Annotated in this window: 23 protein-coding genes; 6 read left to right on the top strand and 17 right to left on the bottom strand. The window is 41.5% G+C overall.

Going from position 1 to position 24,218, the window contains the following annotated elements; genetic code table 11:
- Window positions 1-111 precede the first annotated feature (111 nt).
- Entirely contained in the window at window positions 112-993 is an 882-nt protein-coding gene (locus H538_RS0119795; RefSeq protein ID WP_026679044.1) for a sulfite exporter TauE/SafE family protein, read from the bottom strand.
- Window positions 994-1,421: 428 nt separating this feature from the next.
- Here H538_RS0119795 and H538_RS0119790 point away from each other — a divergent pair, with 428 nt between their 5' ends.
- A complete protein-coding gene (locus H538_RS0119790; RefSeq protein ID WP_026679043.1) occupies window positions 1,422-2,978 on the top strand; it encodes an ABC-F family ATP-binding cassette domain-containing protein in 1,557 nt (518 codons plus the stop codon).
- Between the two features lie 161 nt (window positions 2,979-3,139).
- On the opposite strand, the gene H538_RS0119785 is transcribed toward H538_RS0119790, so the two are convergent.
- Entirely contained in the window at window positions 3,140-4,348 is a 1,209-nt protein-coding gene (locus H538_RS0119785) for an ROK family protein (RefSeq protein ID WP_026679042.1), read from the bottom strand.
- 258 nt (window positions 4,349-4,606) lie between these two features.
- Between H538_RS0119785 and H538_RS24590 the strand changes: the two genes are divergently transcribed.
- Together H538_RS24590 and H538_RS0119775 are read left to right on the top strand one after the other, a co-directional pair.
- Window positions 4,607-5,206 carry a chromate transporter gene (locus H538_RS24590; RefSeq protein WP_051291586.1) on the top strand — a complete coding sequence of 200 codons (600 nt, stop codon included), beginning with the start codon at window positions 4,607-4,609 and terminating at the stop codon, window positions 5,204-5,206.
- A 12-nt stretch (window positions 5,207-5,218) separates the two neighbouring features.
- Window positions 5,219-5,755, top strand: coding sequence for a chromate transporter (locus tag H538_RS0119775; RefSeq protein ID WP_026679041.1), 537 nt, complete (start codon window positions 5,219-5,221; stop codon window positions 5,753-5,755).
- A gap of 214 nt (window positions 5,756-5,969) precedes the next feature.
- On the opposite strand, the gene H538_RS0119765 is transcribed toward H538_RS0119775, so the two are convergent.
- Complete coding sequence (locus tag H538_RS0119765) at window positions 5,970-6,866, bottom strand: LysR family transcriptional regulator (protein ID WP_026679040.1); 897 nt, start codon at window positions 6,864-6,866, stop codon at window positions 5,970-5,972.
- Window positions 6,867-7,033: 167 nt separating this feature from the next.
- Here H538_RS0119765 and hutG point away from each other — a divergent pair, with 167 nt between their 5' ends.
- A complete protein-coding gene (hutG, locus tag H538_RS0119760) occupies window positions 7,034-7,993 on the top strand; it encodes a formimidoylglutamase (protein ID WP_026679039.1) in 960 nt (319 codons plus the stop codon).
- Window positions 7,994-8,024: 31 nt separating this feature from the next.
- Here the strand turns inward: hutG and H538_RS0119755 are convergent, their stop codons facing one another.
- The gene (locus H538_RS0119755) at window positions 8,025-8,837 is read right to left on the bottom strand and encodes a uroporphyrinogen-III synthase (RefSeq protein ID WP_026679038.1); all 813 of its coding nucleotides are present in this window, start codon (window positions 8,835-8,837) and stop codon (window positions 8,025-8,027) included.
- A gap of 118 nt (window positions 8,838-8,955) precedes the next feature.
- Here H538_RS0119755 and H538_RS0119750 point away from each other — a divergent pair, with 118 nt between their 5' ends.
- The gene (locus H538_RS0119750) at window positions 8,956-9,363 is read left to right on the top strand and encodes a GNAT family N-acetyltransferase (protein ID WP_026679037.1); all 408 of its coding nucleotides are present in this window, start codon (window positions 8,956-8,958) and stop codon (window positions 9,361-9,363) included.
- A gap of 443 nt (window positions 9,364-9,806) precedes the next feature.
- Here H538_RS0119750 and H538_RS0119745 read toward each other — a convergent pair whose 3' ends face one another.
- The 4 genes from H538_RS0119745 to H538_RS0119730 all read right to left on the bottom strand — a co-directional run bounded on the left by H538_RS0119745 (window position 9,807) and on the right by H538_RS0119730 (window position 15,414).
- Window positions 9,807-11,636 (bottom strand): ABC transporter ATP-binding protein, encoded by a 1,830-nt coding sequence (locus H538_RS0119745; RefSeq protein ID WP_026679036.1) that lies wholly within the window; start codon window positions 11,634-11,636, stop codon window positions 9,807-9,809.
- Complete coding sequence (locus tag H538_RS0119740; protein ID WP_026679035.1) at window positions 11,629-13,356, bottom strand: ABC transporter ATP-binding protein; 1,728 nt, start codon at window positions 13,354-13,356, stop codon at window positions 11,629-11,631. The genes H538_RS0119745 and H538_RS0119740 overlap by 8 nt, the downstream gene beginning before the upstream one ends.
- Before the next feature lie 215 nt (window positions 13,357-13,571).
- Window positions 13,572-14,189, bottom strand: a complete 618-nt coding sequence (locus tag H538_RS0119735; RefSeq protein ID WP_026679034.1) for a PH domain-containing protein — start codon at window positions 14,187-14,189, stop codon at window positions 13,572-13,574.
- Between the two features lie 157 nt (window positions 14,190-14,346).
- Window positions 14,347-15,414, bottom strand: coding sequence for a branched-chain amino acid aminotransferase (locus H538_RS0119730; protein ID WP_026679033.1), 1,068 nt, complete (start codon window positions 15,412-15,414; stop codon window positions 14,347-14,349).
- 239 nt (window positions 15,415-15,653) lie between these two features.
- Here H538_RS0119730 and H538_RS0119725 point away from each other — a divergent pair, with 239 nt between their 5' ends.
- Window positions 15,654-15,926, top strand: a complete 273-nt coding sequence (locus H538_RS0119725; RefSeq protein ID WP_026679032.1) for an HU family DNA-binding protein — start codon at window positions 15,654-15,656, stop codon at window positions 15,924-15,926.
- A gap of 15 nt (window positions 15,927-15,941) precedes the next feature.
- Here H538_RS0119725 and H538_RS0119720 read toward each other — a convergent pair whose 3' ends face one another.
- The 9 genes from H538_RS0119720 to H538_RS0119680 form a co-directional block, all read right to left on the bottom strand.
- Window positions 15,942-16,559, bottom strand: coding sequence for a DNA-3-methyladenine glycosylase (locus H538_RS0119720; protein WP_026679031.1), 618 nt, complete (start codon window positions 16,557-16,559; stop codon window positions 15,942-15,944).
- A gap of 26 nt (window positions 16,560-16,585) precedes the next feature.
- Window positions 16,586-17,659 carry an ABC transporter substrate-binding protein gene (locus tag H538_RS0119715; RefSeq protein ID WP_026679030.1) on the bottom strand — a complete coding sequence of 358 codons (1,074 nt, stop codon included), beginning with the start codon at window positions 17,657-17,659 and terminating at the stop codon, window positions 16,586-16,588.
- On the bottom strand, window positions 17,656-18,462 hold the full coding sequence (locus tag H538_RS0119710; RefSeq protein ID WP_026679029.1) for an ABC transporter permease: 807 nt from the start codon (window positions 18,460-18,462) through the stop codon (window positions 17,656-17,658). Before H538_RS0119710 ends, H538_RS0119715 begins: the two co-directional genes overlap by 4 nt.
- A 9-nt stretch (window positions 18,463-18,471) precedes the next feature.
- Window positions 18,472-19,263, bottom strand: a complete 792-nt coding sequence (locus H538_RS0119705) for an ABC transporter permease (protein WP_026679028.1) — start codon at window positions 19,261-19,263, stop codon at window positions 18,472-18,474.
- Window positions 19,253-20,359 carry an ABC transporter ATP-binding protein gene (locus H538_RS0119700; RefSeq protein ID WP_026679027.1) on the bottom strand — a complete coding sequence of 369 codons (1,107 nt, stop codon included), beginning with the start codon at window positions 20,357-20,359 and terminating at the stop codon, window positions 19,253-19,255. Before H538_RS0119700 ends, H538_RS0119705 begins: the two co-directional genes overlap by 11 nt.
- Window positions 20,360-20,382: 23 nt before the next feature.
- A complete protein-coding gene (locus tag H538_RS0119695) occupies window positions 20,383-20,925 on the bottom strand; it encodes a helix-turn-helix domain-containing protein (protein WP_026679026.1) in 543 nt (180 codons plus the stop codon).
- A 285-nt stretch (window positions 20,926-21,210) separates the two neighbouring features.
- The gene (locus H538_RS0119690) at window positions 21,211-22,830 is read right to left on the bottom strand and encodes an ABC-F family ATP-binding cassette domain-containing protein (protein WP_026679025.1); all 1,620 of its coding nucleotides are present in this window, start codon (window positions 22,828-22,830) and stop codon (window positions 21,211-21,213) included.
- An 85-nt stretch (window positions 22,831-22,915) separates the two neighbouring features.
- Entirely contained in the window at window positions 22,916-23,350 is a 435-nt protein-coding gene (locus H538_RS0119685) for a threonine/serine exporter family protein (protein WP_026679024.1), read from the bottom strand.
- Window positions 23,351-23,364: 14 nt separating this feature from the next.
- Window positions 23,365-24,120, bottom strand: coding sequence for a threonine/serine exporter family protein (locus H538_RS0119680; protein WP_026679023.1), 756 nt, complete (start codon window positions 24,118-24,120; stop codon window positions 23,365-23,367).
- Window positions 24,121-24,218 lie beyond the last annotated feature (98 nt).

Genomic DNA, 24,218 nt, shown 5'->3' with positions numbered 1-24,218 from the left:
AACCTTGATTGCTGTAATAACAATCAAGGTTTGTCTGGAGAAGTTCGTGTTTCCTATAATAGGACTTTGACGTTTTTGGCGTCATTCCTTCTCATATTCATGAGTTATTTTCTATTGGTCTTGTTGAAATGTCTCTCTGCGGACAACAGTACTTTTTGTGCTCACTGTATAAATCACTGCTGCTGCCCATAACGTAATAATTATTCCATATATTAACCACGGGTTGGGTACATTCCATGTGGTTACTAAAGTCCTCACATTCGTAAAAATAATCAGGCCTCCGACTAAAACGCCTAACAAATACGATGGCATGATCCGGACAAGCCATGCGGCAATTGGTGCGGCGATGACACCGCCTAGCATTAATGTAAGGACCCAAAACCAGTTTACCTGCTCCCAGCCTAATGAAACGATAAAGCCTACTGTGGCCGCAAGTGAAACGACAAACTCACTCGTATCGACTGAGCCGACGGCTTTTCGAGGGGTTGTTTTTTTCGCAAGCAGTACCGGGGTAGAAATCGGGCCCCAGCCTCCTCCTCCTGTTGAGTCAAAGAATCCTGCGATCAGCCCGAGTAAGACGTACTGCTTTTTCGACATTGGTTTTGAATTGGCTTCATTTTTGGCTGCCGTCTTGCTCATAAAACGCCATAAAATATAAATTCCAAGAATTAATAAGAAAATCGAAACGTATGGCTTAATCAGGCTGCCGGGCAAGTTGCTTAGAAAGCAAGCGCCTACAAATGCGCCGATAGCACCCGGAACAATAAGCCGAAGGACTATTGTCCGATCCACATTTCCAAAGCGAATATGGGAAACACCGGAAGCGGCTGTTGTAACAACTTCTGCCATGTGAACAGAAGCAGATGCAATTGCCGGTGATACGCTGAATGCTAATAATAATGACGAAGAAGTTAACCCGTAGGCCATCCCTAATGAGCCATCGATGAGCTGTGCCAAAAACCCAATGAAAGCAAAAATGATTAATTTACGCATATTTTTCTCTCCTTTCACATCGAAACACGGAATCCCGGATTCTCGTGAGCGGCACGGGGTAAGTTCGCCCTACGCCTTGAATTGAAATCATACTATGTCATTGGTATTAAAAACTCGGTGGGGCTAAGCCTTAGGCGAAAGCAACACCGTAGTTGCCCACTTATCCCTCGAATTGCAATCATAGTATGCTACTGGTATAAAAAAAGTCCCTACCAATGTTGGATAGGGGCCTTCGGTTTTTCCGATCAGCATTTTTAATTTAAGAATATTTAAACACACCAATTCCGATTTGTAAACTGGGTATTTAAAAATTTTTCTTTTTCTTCGAACATTCTTCCAAAATTTAAGATTGTTGCATCTATTGTCTTCATTGCTCGAACGGGGATATAATCAAAAAAGAATCCAAATTTAGAAAAGGTGCAAATAACATGAGCATATTATCAGTCAAAAACTTAAGCCACGGTTTTGGCGACCGGGCCATTTTTAATGATGTTTCCTTCCGCCTTTTAAAAGGAGAGCATATTGGCCTTATCGGGGCAAATGGAGAAGGAAAATCGACATTTATGAACATTATTACAGGAAAGCTTCAACCTGACGAAGGGAAAGTGGAATGGGCGAAAAAAGTACGGGTTGGGTATCTCGATCAACATACCGTGCTCCAAAAAGGGATGACTATTCGCGATGTGCTAAAAAGCGCGTTCCAATATTTATTCGATCTTGAAGCGGAAATGAATGAGCTCTATGCCAAAATGGGCGAAGCGTCACCTGAGGAGTTAGAGAAGTTGCTTGAAGATGTTGGCCCCATTCAAGATACCCTTACAAATAATGATTTTTACATTATTGACGCGAAAGTGGAAGAAATCGCCCGCGGATTAGGGTTAGATGAGATCGGGCTTGAGCGCGATGTTCATGAATTAAGCGGCGGACAGCGGACAAAGGTATTGCTCGCCAAGCTGCTTCTCGAAAAACCAGACATCCTGCTGCTCGATGAGCCGACGAACTATTTGGATGAACAACATATTGAATGGTTGAAACGTTATCTTCAAGAATATGAAAATGCGTTCATTTTAATTTCCCACGACATTCCTTTTTTAAACAGTGTCATTAATTTAGTTTATCATATGGAAAATCAAGAATTGAACCGTTATGTCGGCGATTATACAAACTTCCAGCAAGTGTATGAAGTGAAAAAACAGCAATTGGAAGCAGCTTATAAAAAACAACAACAAGAAATAGCGGAATTGAAAGATTTTGTAGCCCGGAATAAAGCTAGGGTCTCAACAAGGAACATGGCGATGTCCCGTCAAAAAAAGCTGGATAAAATGGAAGTGATCGAACTTGCAAAAGAAAAGCCGAAACCGGAATTTCATTTCAAGGAAGCGCGGACAAGCGGCAAAATGATTTTTGAAACGAACCACCTCGTTATCGGCTATGATGAACCTTTATCAAGACCGCTAGATTTACGGATGGAACGCGGGCAAAAAATCGCTCTTGTCGGGGCAAACGGGATCGGTAAAACAACACTTTTAAGAAGCATTCTCGGGGAAATCAAGCCGATTTCCGGGACCGTTGAACGCGGTGAGTATTTACACATCGGCTATTTTGAACAAGAAATGAAAGAAACGAATAACCATACGTGCATTGATGAAATTTGGAATGAATTCCCCTCTTTTTCCCATCATGAAGTCCGTGCAGCTCTTGCCAAATGCGGGCTAACGACAAAGCATATTGAAAGCAAAGTATCTGTCTTAAGCGGTGGTGAAAAGGCAAAAGTGCGGCTTTGCAAGCTGATCAACAGCGAAACGAACCTACTCGTTCTTGATGAGCCGACCAACCATTTGGACATTGATGCGAAGGATGAATTAAAGCGTGCCTTAAAAGCTTATAAAGGAAGTATTCTTCTTATTTCCCACGAACCAGAATTTTACCGGGACGTTGTAACAGATGTCTGGAATTGCGAATCCTGGACGACAAAGGTGTTTTAAGCCTAAAGAAGGTGCGACTGGCTGATAAACTATTGAATTTGGCTGATATTCGACTAAAAGTGGCTGATTTCCCAACGAAAGTGGCCGATAAGTTACCGAATACCAATCACTAAATCGTAAAATGGCTGTCGAGAATTTCTCGACAGCCTTCAACTTAACTGCTATTGTTCCAAATAATAATCAAATACCATGCTCCCGGCCCCAACGGTTACCGCATTGTCTCCTTCTGATGCTTTGTGAAATTGAATTTGATAGTGAGGATAATTCTTTAGCCGGTCCTTCGCCGTTTCCGAAGCGACTTCATAAAAAGGCTCATGGGATCCTAAAACGCCGCCGATAATGACGACTTCCGGATGAACGAGGTAAATAAGATTAGAAAGAGCAATCCCGTAATAGAATGCGGCATCGCGAACAATCTCTGAGCATAGCGGATCATCCTGCACAATCGAATACAAAATATGGTCAAACCGGATATCTTCTAATTGATTGACCATTCTTTTAAGCAAAGATGGCTTTCCCCGCTTGAGTTGTTTAATGACTTCGATCCGAATTGCCGAAAGACTGCTGTACGCTTCAAGGCAACCGTATGCTCCACACGAGCATTTAAGGCCGTGTACATCTACAATCACGTGGCCAAATGCACCTTCCATATCCACATTCCCTCGAACAACCTGTCCTTTCGAAATCACTCCACATCGAATGCCGACTCCCGACATCGTATACACGAGATTATCTGCTGTCTTCCAGTGATTTCTCCGATATTCGCCGAGCGCAGCAAGATTCGCCCCATTTTCTAACAAAACAACAGTGTCAAAAGCCTCTTTTAACCGGTTAACAAGATTTACATTTTCCCATCCTTCCGACAAAAAATGCTTCGGGTTAAGGAACACACCTTTCTCGCGATCTAGCGGGCCAACCGCGCCTACACCAATTCCAAGCAAACGGCCAAGAGGAATATTCCTGCTTTCCAACATTTGTTGAATCTGTTCACATATAAAATGTAACGTATAATCGGCCGTCGTGCTTGAAGTCATGTCCAATTTAATCGATTGCAAATGATTCAACTCAAGGTCAAGAAGGGCGATTTTAGTAGATACACGGGTAATGTCGACACCGATTAAATAATAGTTGTCTGGTTTAATGACATACATCGCCGGTTTTCGCCCGCCTGTTGATTCACCCTGGCCGCTTTCATAAATGAGGTCAGCCTCGACAAGTTCATCTATTAACCGTGCGCATGTTGCCTGCTTGTATCCCGATAATTCAACGAGCTTGCTTTTGCTAATCGGGCCAAATTTATATATTAATTCATACAAACGTTTTAAACTTTTCATTTTTGGAGACATTAAACCAATAAATTGTTTGAGCATCATTTCCTCCAGATGGAATTACGTTCTTCAATATTATAACTTTTATTGACATGATAACGTCAACTCCTACTATCACCTTCTTTCATTTTCACATTTCCATCCGAAACTTATTTTCATTTTGAATAAAAGTTCGTTTACAGATTGGCACTTCTATTTTAAAATTAAGGTGAATAAGCAATTATTTATTGGTAAATAAGAATATGTTTTTATCAAAATGATAAATACTTTTTGCATATTCCTTGAGATGAGGTGATAGGAATGGGGGAAGGAAGCAAATTCACATTAATTTGGAAGGTCTTTTTAACTTTCTTAAAAATAAGCCCTATAACATTCGGCGGCGGATATGCAATGATCCCGTTGTTGGAAAAAGCGATTGCAGAAAAGAATCGTTGGGTGAAAAAGGGAGAAATTGCGGATATTTTGGCTGTTGCCCAAACCGTTCCCGGATCGATCGCCGTTAATACAGCAACATTTATCGGCTACCGGTTAGCTGGTATTTCTGGTGCTATTTCAGCAACGCTCGGCATTATTGCCCCAACATTTTTCATGATTATTCTTCTTGCCGCATTATTTCTTGGCTTTCAACACGAGCCGCTGGTCCACGCCGCTTTTCTTGGAATTCGCCCTACAATTGTCGCCTTAATTTTATTAGCAGCTTTCAAGATCGGAAAAACAGCCGTCATTGATAAAACAACTCTGTTCTTAACAGCGGCCAGCTTACTTGTCTTTCTTTTTGTTCCCGTTCAACCGATATTTGTTTTATTGTGCGGCGCTTTGGCAGGTATCATTCTCCAGGCGAAAGGAAAATCAAAACAATTTGTCGAGAACTATGAACATGCAAAAACAGGTGGCAAATAGGAGATGAGATAGATGGTATTGTGGAACCTTTTTGTTTCTTTTATAAAAATAGGCTTCGTTTCATTTGGCGGCGGATATGCGATGATCCCGGTCATTCAATATGAAGTTGAAAAGCACGGTTGGCTATCTGTACAGCAATTCACTGATGTTATCGCTATTAGCGGGATGTCCCCCGGGCCGATTGCAGCTAATGCTGCTGTTTTTGTCGGCTACAAAGCTGGAGGAATTTCAGGTGCGATCATTGCCATTTTGGCGATCTCCGTCCCTTCTTTAATCATTGTCCTTCTCGTTTCCCTTGTTTTTACAAAGGTGCAACATCAACCAATGATTCAATCAGCTTTTTACGGATTACGACCGGTTATAACTGGAATGATAATTTTTGCGGCAGTTCAATTCGCCATCCAAAATAACCTCATTGGAATTCATCATTTTCATGTAACAAGTCTCCTCTTCCTGTTCGTTTCATTAGGATTACTTCTTTTTACGAGACTTCATCCTGCTTTTGTCATTCTTCTGTCAGGCATCGCGGGAATCATCGTATATTTTTAATTTTCCAGGCATAATTTACCAATACCCTGGTAATATACTATAAGATTTTCATTTTCAAGAAGTAGATTTACTAAGAAATGAGGGAATGCATGAAAAAGTCGTCCTTTTTTGTGCTGGCTTGCTTCATGTGTTTAGGGATTGGCGTTACGCCGCGTTATGCGTCGGGAAACCAATCAAGATTTTTCCTCATTCGAGATGAAGCATTAATTGGTGATCATGCTTCATTATCTCTTTTAAAAAAATGAATGATGTAAGACATTGCATCTTGCACTACGGGCGGCAAATAGCGATTAGAATGATAAGCCATGTAGACCATCCTGTTCGGTGTAGGGTTAGTTAGTTTAAGTATGTTAATTCCTGAAAGAGAAGAGTATTTTAAATAATTTTCAGGGAGAATGGAAACGCCGAGCCCTGCTTCTGCTAAACTGCATGCCATCTCAAGCCTCTCTACTTCATACGTGCTTTTCGGATCAAAACCCGCCGTTCGGCAAGCTTCTGTAATTTTTTGATAAGATGGATACCCGGGTTGGCTAAGAATGAGGTTCTCATTTTCAAGCCCGGATAAGTTTATCGATTTTAGATGGCAAAAGGGATGGTTTTGGGGTGTAACTAAAACATATTCTTCATTATATATTGGAATAAACTTCAAATGGCTATGTTCTATTTTTTGGGGAGCGATGCTCAAATGGACATCATGTCGATTTAAAGCTTCTTCGATATCCCTCATTCCGATCATTTCTTTAATTTTAATGTGTACGTTAGGATATTTATTTCTGATTTTAATAATAATCTTTGGAATCCAGTATTTCGAAGATTCAATGATTCCGATCTTTAATGTCCCTGCACCGGTGTACTTGACTTCCTTCATCTCTTTCTGAACATGTTCGAATTGGCTTAAAATCCCGAGGACATGTTGATAAAACACAGCTCCTGATTCAGTAAGGCCAACTTCTCTCGTCGTACGTTCAAGCAATTTGCATCCTAATTCTTTTTCTAATGATTTTATCGTATTGCTTAATGATGGTTGGGAAACATGCAATTCTTCTGCCGCTTTTGAAAAATTTTTATGCCTCACAACGGATTCAAAATATTTTAGATGGCGAATATCCACTAATTTGTCTCCTCTAAAAAGTTAATTTATAGCTATAAATTATAAATATATAAAAACCATGTATTAGAAATTATAAAATGATGCCTTTATAATTTCAAATAAGACAAAATGATCTGAATGGATCTAATCGTTTTAATAAGTCTAATATCACTGGAGGTTAATTTTTCATGTACAAAATGGCAGATGCTTCAGTTTGGACAGGGCGGACAGATAGCGACACGGTAAAAGAGATGTTTCGGCTACATCAAGTCGTTCAGGTAGAAAATTTAGAGAAATTTAATGAAAAGCAAAGCGGGACAAGCTTTGGGATTATTGGATTTAAGAGTGATGAAGGAGTTAGAAGAAATAAAGGACGGGTTGGAGCTTCAAGTGCTCCAGACGAAATCAGAAAAGGAATGGCTTCATTGCCATACCTTTCGCCTGACATTAACTTGTACGATTTCGGCAATGTTACTTGTGAGGATGGTGAGCTGGAAAACGCGCAAAAAGAACTGGGCGAAGCCGTTAGCAAACTACTTGGTCTGAATATTTTCCCGATCATTATCGGAGGTGGCCATGAAGTCGCTTACGGGCATTTTCTTGGCGTGAAGGGACATGTGGCCGGACAAGAAAGCATTGGCATCATCAACATAGACGCCCATTTCGACATGCGCCCATATGACGAAATGACATCGTCCGGGACAATGTTCAGGCAAATATTAGATCATCATAAAAATTGCAGCTATTTGGTTGCCGGCATTCAAAAAAGCGGAAATACAAAGTACTTATTTGATACCGCAAAAGCCTACGGATGCGAATACATTTTAGAAGAAAACATCCATAGCGGCAATATGGGTGAAGTGATGGATCGGATCCATCGTTTTATTGAGAAAAATGACCACATTATGCTTACGCTGTGCAGCGATTGCATAGGTGCAAGCTTCGCACCCGGTGTCAGCGCCCCTTCCCCGTTCGGGATGGATCCGAAGGTTGTGAAACAGCTGATTAAGCATATTGTTTCACAAAATAAAGTGATCAGCTTTGACATTGCTGAAATCAATCCTCTTTTGGACGTGGATGGCCGGACGGTAAAGCTTGCCGCTCAAATGCTGCATGAACTTATCTTTAACAATGTTTCTGTCGAATAAGGCAAAGCCTCTTCTGAAGAGGCTTTTCTTATTACACATTGATTTTTTTATAGTGAGCGGCAATCGCTACAATCATCGCACCCATGCGCTCATGTTCAGGGACAATGACACGCTGCACTCCTCTTTCAGTCAGCTCGCTTCCGGTTACTTTTCCGACAGCTGCCGCCACTACCTTTTCCTGAAAGGCTTCAATCATTTGCGGCAATACCGCAAGCTTTTCTGCCGTTTTAAAAAGTACCCTGACCTGCGGTGAGGCGGTAAAAGCAACAACATCGACCGTTCCGTTGATAATTTCTTCAATCAATTGATAAACGACATTTAGATTGGGAACAACCGTTTGATAAGGCAGCACCTGAAATACGTCCGCATTTCGTTCTTCAAACCATTGAACCAATTTGGGAACAGGCTCTCCATGAAGCTGCAAATAAATGTTTTGCTGATCAAAAGAAAACGGCTCTAGCGCGCGCAGTAATCCGTCATTTGTTCCATCATCATCGATGACAGCTGGCTCAATTCCGTATTTTTTCATGATTTGGGCCGTTTTATAGCCACGAACGGCAATTCTTGCTTTTATTAGCGCTTCTATAAACGCTTGTTGTAGATTTAATTGTTCCGCTGCATCAAATAGTACAGCTGATCCAATTCCGGTTGTAAATACGGCCCAATCCGTTCCATCTTCTATGACTCTTCGAATATTTGGTTCCAATTCCTGAACCGAACATTTTTTTGTCTCCTGAATCGGCCGCTGTACCGAAATTCCTCCTTGCTTTTCAATTAAAGCGGAAATTTCTTCTATTTTTCGAGATCCTGTTAGGACTACACGTTTTCCTTCTAACGCCCTCACGTTCCCATCCCCTTTTATTTTGATTTTGTTATCAAATAAAATCCTATTAGTTTTCTATTGAATTTGCTTCCATTATACTAAACATTATGAACAATTTCTTCAGTAAGGGATGATGTCAATGGAGTGGAGACATGAAACGCTGCCTTATAGGATAAGTGATCGCAAGGAATTATTAGAACTGGACAAGATCCATTCCTGGCTTCAAACAAGCTATTGGGCTGCTGAACGGACAAAAGAGACGATTGAAAAAAGCATCAATGGCTCCCTATGTTTCGGGATTTATAGCGAGTCAGGCCAGGTGGGGTTTATGCGGATTGTAACAGATAAAGCAACCTTTTCATGGATATGCGATGTGATCATTGACCCTCATCATCGAGGAAAAGGCTTAGGAAAATGGCTTATGCAATATTTAGTGGAACATCCTGATGTTTCCGGCACGAAAATGGCATTAGGGACTCGCGATGCCCATGGGCTTTATGAGCAATATGGCTTTGAGCGCCAGGAAACGATGCGCCGGAAACCTTGAGTCACGAAAATGAAATCAATTGACGTTTCGTCTCGCTAGACCGGTTCTATCGGACAGAATTTCGCCCCCAGCACTTATTTTTGTCCTTGAGAACCGTTCTATCGGACAAAATTTTGTCTCCAGCACTCATTTTTGTCCTTGAGAACCGTTCTATCGGACAGAATTCCGCCTCCAGCACTTATTTTTGTCCTTGAGAACCGTTCTATCGGACAAAATTTTGTCTCCAGCACTCATTTTTGTCCTTGAGGCTCGTTCTATCGGACAGAATTCCGCCTCCACCCCTTATTTTTGTCCTTGAGAACCGTTCTATCGGACAGAATTCCGCCCCCAGCACTCATTTTTGTCCTTGAGACCTAATTATTGGCCATTCCCCATGGTTCCGGCGAGGTTTGTCATTTGTCCCAAGGATATAATTCTTCAAGCCTTTATACCTTGAACTATACTTAGCTAATGTCTTTATGAAATTGACTATAATAGAGTCCATAGTAAAACCCTTTTTGTTTAAGAAGCTCAGGGTGTGATCCTTTTTCAGTAATTTTACCATCTTGAAGAACAAGGATTTGATCAGCTTTTTGAATCGTATTTAGCCGGTGGGCGATGACAAAGCTTGTTCTGCCTTTCATGAGCCGGCCGAGCGCTTCTTGTATTTTTAATTCCGTGATCGTATCGATGCTGCTCGTTGCTTCATCCAAAATTAAGATCGCAGGATCAGCAAGAATCGCTCTTGCAATTGAAAGGAGCTGCTTTTGCCCCTGGCTAATTCCCCCGCCGTCTTGCCCGAGAATGGTATCATATTGGTCGGGGAGCTTCTGGATAAAGGAGTGGGCATTTGCCAGCATCGCTGCCTCTTCAACTTCCTGATCGGTTGCGTCAAGCCTTCCGTAACGGATATTTTCCCGCACAGTCCCTTGAAATAGAAATGAGTCTTGTAAAACAAAACCCATATGCTGGCGAAGGCTTTCCCTTTTGACCGTCGATAGATCATGGCCATCAATAAAAATCGCCCCGCTATCAACCGTATAAAAGCGGGATAATAGATTAATGATCGTCGTTTTCCCTGCTCCCGTTGGACCGACTAATGCAACCGTCTCACCAGGCTTGACTGTAAAATTGATGCCCCGTACCGTATCTCCCTTTTTTTCATAGGAAAAAGAAACGTTTCGAAATTCTACTTCGCCTTTTACTTCCGCTAGACAGACGGAATCTTTTTCATCTCTCATTTCTTCGTCTTCATCCAATATTTCAAACACTCGATCCGCTCCAGCAATAGCGGAAAGCAGCGTATTGAATTGATTGGAAAGGTCGTTGAGCGGACGTGTAAATTGTCTTGAATATTCAACAAAAATAACGATCACCCCGATTGAAATCGTTCCTTTTAAGGCTAAAATCCCCCCGATGCCTGCAATAATGGCGAAGCTTAAATTATTTAATACGTTCATCAATTTTGGAATAAAGCCGGAATATGACTGGGCCCAGAAGGCGGATTCTTTTAATCTTCCACTTTTCTCCATAAATTCATTGATGACTTTTTGTTCCTGGGAAAACGTTTTGACAATCCGCTGGCCGGAAACAATCTCTTCAATGTAGCCATTGAGTTCGCCAAGGTTTCGCTGTTGCTCCTTAAACAACAGACCCGTCCGGTTCGTAATCCATTTCATTCCAAAGAACATTAACGGTACGATGACTAATGTAACAACTGTAAGAAGCGGGCTTAAAGCAAGCATGACCGCAACCGTACCGATCAACGTTATCAAGCTGGAGAACACTTGAATCACCGAATCGTTTAGTGTGGAGCTTACATTTTCGATATCGTTCGTCACCCTGCTCATTAATTCTCCATGCTGACGCTTATCAAAAAACGAGATCGGTAATTGATGCAGATGCCGGAAAAGCTCGTTTCGCATTTGAAAAACCGTTTTTTGCGCAATGCCGATCATCCAAATGTTTTGCAGCCAGAGCGAAGCGGAATAAAGGATATAAACTCCGGCCAATTCAAGCAAAAGAATCCAAAGCCCTTTATAACTTCCTGTAACGATAAATTTATCAATTCCTTTTCCAATTAAAAAAGGGCCATATAATCCTAAACCGGAACTGAGAGCGACTAAAAGCAAAACAGCCGCCAGCAACCCTTTATTATATGAAAGATATCTCCATATTCTCTTTACTGTACCAATCTTCGCTTTTGGTTTCTTTCTCTTGAAAGTACCGTCTTCGTTTTTTTCTTGATGGTTGACTTTTCTATATCGGAAAGGTTGACCCCACTCTTTAAGCATACCGGGCATCTCCTTTCCCAAATTGAGATTGGAAGATTTGCTTGTAAAGAGAAGAATGCTTTAATAGCTCCTCATGCGTTCCTTTCGTTAGCAGCCTTCCATCTTCAAGAAGCAAAATGTTGTCCGCTTCCATTGCCGTACTAATTTTTTGCGTAATAATGAACGTCGTACACGTATAGTTTTTCAAACATGCAAGAAGTCTCGCTTCCGTTTTTAAATCGAGCGCGCTTGTGCTATCATCGAGAAGAAGAATTTTCGGATTCCTAACGAGCGCTCTTGCAATTGAAATCCGTTGCTTCTGGCCGCCGGAAAGATTGACTCCTTTTTGGCCGATGATCGTTTCATATTGATCAGGCAATTTACAAATCGTTTCATGAATTTGTGCATTTTTTGCCGCCTTGATTATTTCTTCCATTGCTGCACCTTCTTTTCCCCAGGCGATGTTCTCTCTAATCGTACCTGTAAAAAGCAGCGCTTCCTGAGGTACATAACCGATTTGTTTTCTGAGACTATCCAATTTTACCGTTCGAATGTCCCGTCCATCGATAAAGACAGCCCCTTCATTAACATCATAGAGTCGGGGGATTAATTGAAACAACGATGATTTTCCTGATCCTGTCGCACCCATAATAGCCACCGTCTGACCGGCGTCAGCTGTAAACGACAAGTTTTGAAGAACAGGTTCATCCGTTCCTGGATAGCGAAATGAAACATTTGCGAACTCCACGTTTCCTTCGACTTTTTTTATTGAGGTAGCGTCATCTTGATCAAAGAGATCGATGTCCGTTTCAAGCACATCCGAAATGCGTCCCGCTGATGCTTTTGCACGGGAAAAAGCACGAATGATAAAAGAGAGCGGAGAAAAGGCAGTAGTGATTCTTGTTGCATAATTAATAATTGCGACCACTTCCCCGACTTTTGTTTCCCCGCTATGGACTTGTACATTTCCGAACCAGAGAATGCCCATAATGCCTAAATTCATGACTAAAAGCAAAACCGGCATCGTCGTTTCCATAAGCCTTAGCACGGAGACTGTTTGATTTTTCAAATCTTCATTTGCCTTTTTGAACCTGCTGACTTCAAAATCTTTTCGCAAAAACGCTTTAATAAGCCTGATGCCCGCTAAATTCTCCCTTATCACGCCATTAACCGAATCGAGCCTTTTTTGGACCGATTGAAACTGTCTTGTGCCTCTATTCATCGCCCAGATTAAAAATGCGATAAGGAGAGGGATAATGATGGCTAAAAAAATAGCCAGCTTGAAATTGACGATGAGCGCCATGACCGTCCCGCCAATAACCATTAAAGGGGCACGAAGCATAATGCGCAAACTCATAAATACAGTACTCTGGATTTGCGTAATATCATTTGTCATTCTCGTAATAAGTGAAGAGGTTGGATATTGATTGAAGTTGGCAAATGAAAAAGATTGGATCTTTATAAATAGCCTTTTCCTTATATCATAACCGAAGCTCTGGCTTACATGGGAAGCGTAAAAGGAATTGATAATCCCACCTATAAAGGCAAAGAAGGAAATCGCCAGCATGATTCCTCCCCATGTCATCACAACTGGAAGATCTTTATGAAGAATGCCATTATCAATAATTTTTGACATGAATAATGGCTGAAGCAGGTCGACGACGAGCTCAACGAACATAAAAAATATGGCGATTACGATTGAAATTCGGTAAGGCTTTAAAAGCGAAAACACGTTAGACATGCCTGATCCTCCAAACCACGGTTCTTTGCTGATGCTGTTTTGCAATTGTAATCCTTTTCATTTCTAACTATAGCGGTTTTTGTCCCGCTTTTTAAATTATTTGTCCTTCTCATTTTGATTCAATAAATCAAACAAACGTTTAATTAACATATCAGTTCTGTTCTTATAAAGTTTAAAGGACGAAATCTGATATCAACAGATTTCGTCCTTTTTGGTTAATTATTAATATAGCGTTCAAACACAAAGCCAAAATCTTTCACATTGTATTGCTTTTTGGCAGATACAAGCCAATCGAAAGCTCTCTGGTTCAGCTCAGTAAACTGGTCTACGATATTGCCTTCGGCCGGACCCATGCGGTTTAATGTTTTTGAAGCAAGTTCAAGACTCTGCTGTGCATAGTCTAAAATGACTGCATTGTCGCTTGAAATTTCGGCAATTTTAAGGAGCGCTTTATATAAATCTTTCAATTCTTCAAGATGCTTTTTATGCACATCAATTGAATAAAATTGTTCATCGCCGATTTTGAACTTTATTTCAACGTCTATATCTACCGTTCCGGCGGTTTCAAGCGTTACATGGGAGATTTTATTTTTGTAATAATCGAAGCGCCGCAAAACACGCTTTTTGCTAACCGCACTTGTTCCATCCAGATGAATGAGAGCCTTGTTCGTAAAACAATACTCATCCGACTTTGACTTGATGACAAAAAAGATTTTCTCATTATCTTCATGCATTACGTAATCATCGACATCCGTTTTGTTGTAATCTTGAGGTTTAATGACACTTCCTACATCACTTAACCCGAGTGCATCAGCCGCTATCTTCCCAAACATTTTTCCAACCCTTTCAATCATTTTTTAATAGAGCCTGAAAAATTTCTATGTTTCTACTAAATTTTTATCTGCATTCGATTTAATTCCATTTCGATCATAGCACATATTCCATGAAATCCCAAACGAAAAATCCCGTTTACAAACGGGATTTTTGCCTCTATATTTCTACCGTCCAATTAAAGACATCTTCTTCTTTTCCTAATTGGATGTTGGTGATGGATTGATAGATTTGTTTCGAAAGCTCGCCGGTTTCGTAGCCATTAACAATGATCTTTTCACCTTTGTAGTTAAGCTCCCCTACAGGTGAAATGACAGCAGCGGTTCCGGTGCCAAATACTTCTTCCAATTCGCCATTTTGGTGAGCCTTGATAATCTCGTCGATAGGAATCCGCTCTTCCCGAACTTTAACTCCCCAATGCTTTAACAGATGGATCACCGAGTCTCTCGTTACACCGCCAAGAATGCTGCCGTTTAATTGAGGTGTCACCACTTCGCCATTCACTTTAAAGAAAATATTCATGCTTCCGACTTCTTCAACATATTTTTTCTCAATGGCATCCAGCCATAGTACCTGGTCGTAGCCAAGTTCTTCCGCTTTCGTTTGCGCTTTTAAACTCGCGGCATAATTTCCCGCTGTTTTTACATAGCCTACACCGCCAGGGACAGCACGTACATAGAAGTCCTCAACAAATATTTTGACAGGATTTAATTGATCGGAATAATAGGGCCCTACCGGTGATAAAATGACCATGAATTTATACTGCCCTGCAGGCCTTACCCCTAAATATGGCTCTGTCGCAATAATGAAAGGGCGAATATAAAGAGATGTTCCCTCTTCCGTAGGGATCCATTCTTTTTCTAATTCAAGCAGTTGTTGAATTGCTTCTAACACTAATTCTACATCGACAGTAGGAATCCCCATTCTTTCACATGATAAATTCAATCTTTCGATGTTTTTTCGTGGCCTGAACAGCAATGCCTTTCCTTGAGGTGTTCTGTAAGCTTTCAATCCTTCAAAAATCGCCTGCCCGTAATGAAAAACCATTGCAGATGGATCGAGAACTAACGGTTCATAAGGCGTTATTCTCGGATGGTGCCAACCTTTATCCTCATTATAGTCCATGACAAACATGTGGTCAGTAAAGTATTTCCCAAAACCCAATGCATGGGCAGGCAACTTTTCTTTATTCTCCTTTGCTCTAATTAATTCGATCAATTGATTCAACGGTAAGCATCCCTTTCTTGATTTTCGACTTATTTTATTTTTTCATTCGATTATAACAATTTAAAAAATAGAATTCTAGAGAAATTAACCATTTCCATAATTTATCGGTAAAATTCTACTCCGTACGAATGAATGTTTTGTATTTCTGATTTTTTTTGGCTATACTTATAGTGCCTGTTCAAAAAGGAGGACTTTAGCCCCCTCTTTTAGGGCGTGTTTAAAAAGGAGGTATTTATTCAATGAATAAAACAGAATTAGTAGCAAGTGTTGCTGAAAAAAGCGGATTAAGTAAAAAAGATGCCGCTCAAGTTGTTGATTCATTATTCGAATCGATCACTGAGGCATTAAAAAATGGCGAGAAAGTACAATTGATCGGATTTGGGACATTTGAAGTTCGTGAGCGTTCCGCCCGTAAAGGACGCAACCCTCAAACCGGAGAAGAAATCGATATCCCTGCATCTAAAGCTCCTGCCTTTAAGCCAGGGAAAGAATTAAAAGAAGCAACAAAATAAGATGAGCCTTAGCGCTCATCTTATTTTTATTCCCTGCTTATTTTTTGAAACAAACCGGTTCCCTGTTATCCAAAAACGCCACGGGTAGTCCTTTGCTTCTCCCGAGTTCTCTATTCCTATTCTTGGCCCTCGTGAGATCTCTGCCGGCCTGTACCCTTCAGCTAAATATAAAGGAGGATTCGTGAACATCCGTCCATAGTCTTCCATACCAATCCCAAATGCCTTTGTTAATTTTCCGGGACCGTTACTCAATTCCCTTTCATTCTTCGCCCCTCTTCGTTTATACATAAGATCCACCCCGCAATAAGGTTCGAGCGCACGAATCAACACTGCTTCAGGTTCATCGATTCCGCCGCTAACGACATTCACGAGGCAATGAGTGTGCATCGTATACGTATAAACGTGCCCGGCCTCATGAAACATAACTTCTGTCCGTTTCGTTCTCCTGTTCCCGAAACTGTGGGCCGCCCGATCTCCAGGTCCAATATAGGCTTCTGTCTCAACGATAAATCCCGAAGCAATTCCTTCCTCTGTTTCTTTGATTAGTAAACAGCCAAGCAAGGCCATTGCAAGCTCTATTGTCGGTTGTTGAAAAAATTTTTCTGGCAAAGGGGCGGGATGATGATTCTTCATTGTTCCTGTCCTTTCCGCTAAACCTATTATTTCCGGTGCATCTTAAATTCCAGGAAAAGCTCATTGTAATGGGCAAGCATGCTCTTTCCGAGATTTTCATACACTTCCAGCTTTTTCGTCGTTTCTGGATCAGGATAAAACCGCTTGTCATTTGCAATGTTTTTCGGCAAATAGTCGAGCGCCTTTTTGTTTGGCGTGGAATAGCCAATATATTCGGCATTTTGCGCAGCATGTTTCGGATCAAGCATGAAATTGATAAATTGATGGGCCCCATCTATATTTTTTGCCGTTTTCGGAATGACCATGTTGTCAAACCATAAATTTGAGCCTTCTTTTGGTATAACATAATTCAGCTCTTTATTTTCACTGATCATTTCCGCCGCTTCGCCGGACCAAACCACGCCTACTGCAGCTTCTCTATTTGCAAGCAGAATTTTAATTTCATCTCCTATAATCGCTTTTACATTCGGAGTGAGCGAAGCCAGCTTCTTTTTCGCTTCTTGAAGATGGGCTTCGTTCGTATCATTAAGCGAATAGTGAAGGCTATTCAGTCCCATTCCCATAACCTCGCGGGCACCGTCAACAAGCAAAATTTGATTGCGTAAATCTTTGTCCCATAAGTCATTCCAGTTTGTAATCTTTTTTCCTCCAAGCATGGAAGAATTGTAGGCGATCCCAACCGTCCCCCAAAAATACGGGATCGAATATTTATTGTTCGGATCAAATGACAAATCCATAAAACGAGGATCAATGTATTTCAAATTCGGAAGCTTTGAATGATCGATCGGAATAAGCAGATGCTCTTCTTTCATTTTGCTGATCATATATTCAGAAGGCACAGCAACATCAAATGTTGTTCCGCCCTGGGAAATTTTTGTCATCATTGCTTCATTAGAATCGAACGTTTGGTAAATGACTTTAATCCCTGTCTCTTTTTCAAATTGCTTGATTAAATCCGGATCAATATAATCGCCCCAGTTATAGATGGTTAATGTATTGTTCCCCGAATACCCTTCCGTCATGTTCAAACGGGCGGCTAAAAACATTAAGCCAAATGCGACAATGAATATCGTAGCGAAAACACGCACTAGCTGTTTCATCGGCCTCTTACCCCCATTCCGTTTGACTTGCCGGTTTTCTTATTCACAAAATAATAGCCAACGACAAGCATAATCGTAAATAAAAAAATTAGAGTCGACAGCGCGTTAATCGACAATGATATTCCTTGCCGGGCTCTGGAGTAAATTTCAACGGATAAGGTGGAAAAACCATTTCCCGTTACGAAAAACGTGACCGCAAAGTCGTCCAGCGAGTAGGTCAGCGCCATAAAGAACCCTGCAAAAATGCCCGGAGTAATAAATGGGAGCACAACTTTTGATAGAACTTGCCATCGGTTCGCCCCTAAATCACGGGCTGCATCAACCAATGTCGGGCTCATCTCCTGTAGCTTTGGCAGTACCATAATGACGACGATCGGAACGCTAAAAGCAATGTGTGAAAGCAGCACGGAAATAAACCCGAGCTTAATGCCCATAATCGTAAAAAGAATTAAAAAGGATGCGCCAATAATAACATCAGGACTTACAATCAATACGTTATTGAGCGTTAAAAGCGAATTTTTCACTTGCCGTTTCCTCAACATTTGAATCGCAAGTGCGCCGATGACACCGAGAATGGTCGAAATGGCGGCTGATAGTAGCGCAATGACAAGCGTATTTAAAACGATAATAAACAGGCGCGTGTCGTGAAACACTTCTTTATACCATTCAAGCGTAAACCCTTTAAAATCGTGCATTGAACCGCCGCTATTGAACGAATAGTACATCAAATAAAAAATCGGAGCGTAAAGAATAACAAAGATGACAATTAAATAAACGTTTGCCAGTTTTCGTTTTGCTCTCATGTGACATCCTCACCTCCGACTTCCTGTTAAAATCATGATGATGGCCATCGCAATGATTAAAAAGACAGCGATGGTCGAGCCCATTCCCCAGTCCTGGGTAACGAGAAAATGCTCTTCAATTGCCGTACCGAGTGTAATGACGCGGTTTCCGGCAATTAATCGGGCCAGCATGAATAAAGACAATGCCGGAATAAAGACGGCCTGGCACCCCGACTTTACCCCATCAAGCGTCAATGGAAAAATGACACGCCGAAATGTCGTCCACGGCGAAGCTCCGAGGTCGCGTGCCGCATCAACAAAAGACGGGCTTAGCTCTTCCAGCGAGTTGAAAATGGGCAAAATCATAAAAGGAATGAAAATATAAACCGATGTAAAGACAAAGCTAAAGTCGGTGAATAACAGCTGTTTTTGCCCGATTCCGAGCGTTTCCAGAAGCGCATTTGCCGGGCCGAACGCACCAAAGATGCCGAGAAAGGCATACGCTTTTAAAAGCAAATTGACCCATGTCGGCAAAATAATGAGAAGCAGCCACAGTTGCTTATGTTTCGTTTTCGTTAAGAGAAGCGCAGTTGGATATGCAAGCAAAAGGCAGAATACTGTAATTAAGAAAGCATACCAGAATGAGCTGAGCGTCATGCGTAAATAGACCGGTGTAAAAAACTTTTTATAATTTAAAAGCGTAAAATGCCCTTCAATATCGAAAAAAGAATAATAGACGACAAGAACAATCGGCGCAATGACGAAAAGGACAATCCATAACACATAAGGAATTAAATAGATATTTCTCGTTCTACTTTGCATGGCCGGCCTCTTCGTACGCTTCCAGGCGTTTATCAAATTCTTCTTCCGTTTCTCCAAAACGCATGACGTGGATCGCCTCAGGATCAAACGTCAGGCCAATGTTATCGCCAACTACCGCTTTTTTCGTTGAATGGACGAGCCATTCATTGCCGTCTTCATCAAAACAACAAATCTCATAATGGACTCCGCGGAACAGCTGGGAATCGACGCGAACTTGAAGTTTCCCTTGTTCAGGTGTCGTAATTTGCAAATCTTCCGGTCTGATGACGGCTTCAACGGATTCATCAGGATGAAAACCGCCGTCCACACATTCGAATTGCTTCCCATTAAATTCAATGAGAAAGTCCCGGATCATTTTCCCCGGTACGATATTTGATTCTCCTATAAAATCGGCAACGAACCGGTTGATCGGTTCATCATAAATATCCGTCGGCGTCCCGCTTTGTTGGATTTTCCCTTCATTTAAAACAAAGATTTCATCAGACATGGCGAGCGCTTCTTCCTGGTCGTGGGTGACGAAAATAAAGGTAATTCCGAGCCGGCGCTGGAGTTCTCTTAATTCATATTGCATTTCGGTTCGTAGTTTCAAATCAAGGGCTGAGAGCGGTTCATCAAGTAAAATGACTTCTGGCTCGTTGACGATCGCCCGTGCAATCGCAACCCGCTGCCTCTGCCCACCAGACATCTCCCTGATTTCCCGTGCTTCATAGCCAGCGAGATTGACAAAACGAAGAGCTTCCTTTACTTTTTCCTCAATGTCGGACTTTTTCATTTTTTTAATCTTTAGTCCAAAGGCGACATTTTCAAATACATTCAAATGCGGAAATAGTGCATAGTCTTGAAAGACCGTATTGACCTGGCGCTTATTAGCTGGAAGGTTATTAATCACTTTTCCGTTAAAGTATATCTTTCCTTTTGACGGCTCGATAAATCCTGCAATTAGCCGCAGAATCGTTGTTTTCCCGCAACCTGAAGGACCAAGCAGCGTATAAAATTTCCCGCGCTCGATTTCAAAACTGACATCATTAAGTACAGCGGGGTCGTCATCATATTGTTTCGTGACATGTTCAAAGCGAATAATCGTGCGATCTGCCATTGTAACACTCCTATCGGTTAGATTTATAAATAAGAATCTGTGGCAACAAGAAGCAACTCTGACGGGCCATCATCGTCATTGATGATCTGGTGTTCATCTGATGCATGAAAGTAGATCGATTCACCTGCTTTCGCAAAATAGGTCCGTTTGCCCAATCTGACGGCAATACGGCCGCTTAATACAAAGGCAAACGTTTCAGAAAGAGACGGCTCAAACTGTTTGAACTCCCCTTTTGCCTGTAGCGTCAAGCGAACAGGTTCCATTTCTTTTTCGTTCGACTCCGGTACGAGCCATTGAATGCGGTAACCCCGTTCTTCATCAATGAATCCGGTTTGATCCTCTTCCTTGTAAACGACTTTTTGTTCCCGTTCTTCTTCATCAAAAAACTGTTTCGGGGTGCAGCCAAGCACTTCTAAAATGTCAAAAAACGTCTCCATTGATGGCGAGCTTAAATCTCGCTCCAACTGCGAAATGTACCCTTTGCTTAAATCTGTGCGCTCTCCAAGTTCTTCCTGAGTCAACCCTTTTTTCAAGCGCAAATTTTTTATTTTTTTCCCAATTTGCATCGTGTACCCTTCCATCCTGTTTACTAATAGTAAACTTCAAGACAATAAAGTTTATTGATGCAAAACTCAAAGTTTACTATAAATCTTAGTCTATTATACATAATGATGGAGGAAATGAAATAAGAATTTTTTTCTGCAATCAAGAAAGAATTAAGAAATGCCAGGTTTTCACTGTGTGAAGACAAAAATGTGGATTTTTCAGAAAAAGTTTGGCGGAACATTTGCTAATTGTACGTTTAACGCAATAAAAAACTTGAGCGCGGGAAATCCCCGCGCCCAAGCTTCTTATTGATACATCGCTTCTCGTTGTTTTTTCAGCTCTTCATTTTCTAAATACTCGTCATAGGTCATCTGTTTGTCGATTAAGCCGTTTGGCGTGATTTCGATAATGCGGTTCGCAATCGTTTGGACGAATTGATGGTCATGAGATGTGAAGAGAAGCGATCCTTTATAGTTAATCAATCCATTGTTAAGCGCCGTGATCGACTCGAGATCCAGATGGTTCGTCGGATCATCCAGGAGCAACACATTGGCCCCGCTCAGCATCATTTTCGACAACATGCAGCGAACTTTTTCCCCGCCAGATAAAACGGTGCATTTTTTCAATACTTCTTCTCCGGAGAACAGCATTCTTCCAAGGAATCCGCGTAAGAAACTTTCCGTTTGATCATTTGGCGAATATTGTCTTAGCCAATCGACCAGGTTCAATTCGCCATTCTCGAAGTATTTCGAGTTGTCTTTCGGGAAATAAGCCTGAGACGTTGTGACGCCCCATTTATACGACCCGCTGTCCGCATCCATTTCTCCCATAAGAATTTTAAACAATGTCGTAATCGCAATTTCATCTTTGCCGACAAATGCAATTTTATCGCCTTTGTTCATCATAAAGCTGACATTGTCGAGCACTTTTACTCCGTCAATCGTCTTCGTAAGCCCTTCGACGCGTAATAGATCGTTTCCAATCTCCCGTTCAATCGCGAAATTCACGTATGGATAACGGCGAGTTGAAGGTTTAATGTCATCGAGCGTAATCTTCTCGAGCAGCTTCTTCCTTGACGTCGCCTGTTTGGATTTGGAAGCATTCGCGCTAAAGCGGGCGATAAAGCTTTGCAACTCTTTAATTTTTTCTTCTTTTTTCTTGTTCGCTTCCTGTGCCATTTTTAACGCGAGCTGGCTTGATTCATACCAGAAGTCGTAGTTGCCGACATACAATTGGATTTTGCCAAAATCGAGATCCGCCATGTGCGTACAAACTTTGTTCAAGAAATGGCGGTCGTGGGATACGACAATAACGGTATTTTCAAAGTTAATAAGGAATTCCTCAAGCCACTGAATCGCCTGAAGGTCCAGGTGGTTCGTCGGCTCATCCAATAGGAGGATATCGGGCTTTCCGAACAGCGCCTGTGCTAAAAGAACTTTCACTTTTTCCGCGCCTGTTAATTCGGCCATTTTTTTATTATGGAGCTCTTCCCCGATTCCTAGCCCTTTTAAAAGGATCGCCGCTTCAGATTCTGCCTCCCAGCCGTTTAGCTCGGCAAATTCACCCTCTAATTCTGCGGCTCGCATTCCATCTTCATCCGTGAAATCAGGCTTCATGTAAATCGCATTTTTTTCCTGCATGACTTCATACAAACGCGCATGGCCCATAATGACCGTCTGAAGCACTTCATATTCTTCATATTCGAAATGGTTTTGCTTTAAAACGGCAAGACGCTCCCCCGGAGTAATATGAACATCGCCCGTTTGCGGTTCAATCTCGCCTGAAAGTATTTTTAAAAAGGTCGATTTACCCGCGCCATTGGCACCGATTAACCCATAACAGTTTCCAGGAGTAAACTTAATATTCACTTCTTCAAAAAGCTTTCGCTCACCATAGCGAAGCCCTACGTTCGTCACTGTAATCATTGAATTTCTCCTTCTACTTATGCTATTACTGATTGTATCATAGATTGGCAAAGGAAATTAGTGCAATTAGTGGAAGTTCTTAATGTTATTTAAATTTCATTTTTCGGATCATCTGGTTGATGACTTCTGAAAATACAAGGCCAAAAGCGATGGCCCCGGATATCATGAAGGCTTTTGCCGCCAATTGAATCGCGATATTATAATCATTTTCAACAAAATTCCTCATTGCATCATAGGCGAGTCCGCCGGGGACTAACGGGATGATACCCGCCACACTATAAATAATGATTGGCGTTTTGTACCTTTTTGCAAAAAAATGGCTAATTACCGCGACAAAAAAGGCGGCGATCGACGTAGCCAACACTTGATCGACTTCTTCTATATCTAGTAGAAAATAAATAATCCAACCGAGCATGCCGACAATCCCACATTTTAACAACGTTTGTCTTGGCACGTTGAACAGGATACCAAAGGCCCCGGAGGCGATAAAACTTGTCACTAATTGTTCGATCATCGTCATTGTCATCCACTCCGTTAAAATAATGAAAACATAATGGCGATTCCTGTTCCAATGGCAAATGCCGTTAAAAAGGCTTCGGCGCCTTTCGACAATCCTGATACGAGGTGACCGGCCATTAAGTCTCTGACTGCATTCGTTATTAAAAGTCCGGGAACTAAAGGCATGACTGAACCGATAATGATTTTATCGAGCTCATGGCCAATTCCGCTTTTAACAAACGAAAGCGACAATAATCCGATGAGGAGAGAGGACAAAAATTCGGCAAAAAACTTGATCTGGATCAAACGGTGAAAATAGACGAGACATAAAAAGCCCGCACCGCCGGAAATAAGGGCAGGAATAAAATCATCCCATCTTCCGTGGAACATGATTAAAAAACAACCGCTGGCAATCGACGAGGCCGCAATTTGCAGCCATATCGGATACGCGTGATTTGCCTTTTCCGCTTGTTTTAGCTCTTTATATGCTTCTTTTAATGTTAAAGCCCCGCTGCTGATCTTTCTTGAAATGCTGTTGACGATTGTAACTTTCTGCAAATCCGTCGTCCGTTCCGAAATCCGGATTAATTTTGTTGGTTCGATCCCATCGATGGAGAAGATAATTCCGGTAGGCGTGACATAGCTGTGGGAATGATGAATTCCGTATGAAGCAGCGATGCGCATCATCGTATCTTCCACCCGATACGTTTCCGCCCCGCTTTCAAGCATTATTTTCCCGGCAAGCAGGCAAATTTCAATAACGTCATGTATGTGATTCGACTGATTGGCCATTCCATCCGCTCCGATAACTTTAAGCTTCTTGAATGAAAATTATATCATGAAATTTTATTTTTACAATTGAGGAAAGGTATCTAGTATGAGGTAAAATA

It is taken from the genome of Fictibacillus gelatini DSM 15865 (genome assembly GCF_000430745.1).
Taxonomy (GTDB): domain Bacteria; phylum Bacillota; class Bacilli; order Bacillales; family Fictibacillaceae; genus Fictibacillus_A; species Fictibacillus_A gelatini.
The sequence above is the reverse complement of the archived record's forward strand: the minus strand, read 5'-3'. Positions and strand labels throughout refer to the sequence as shown.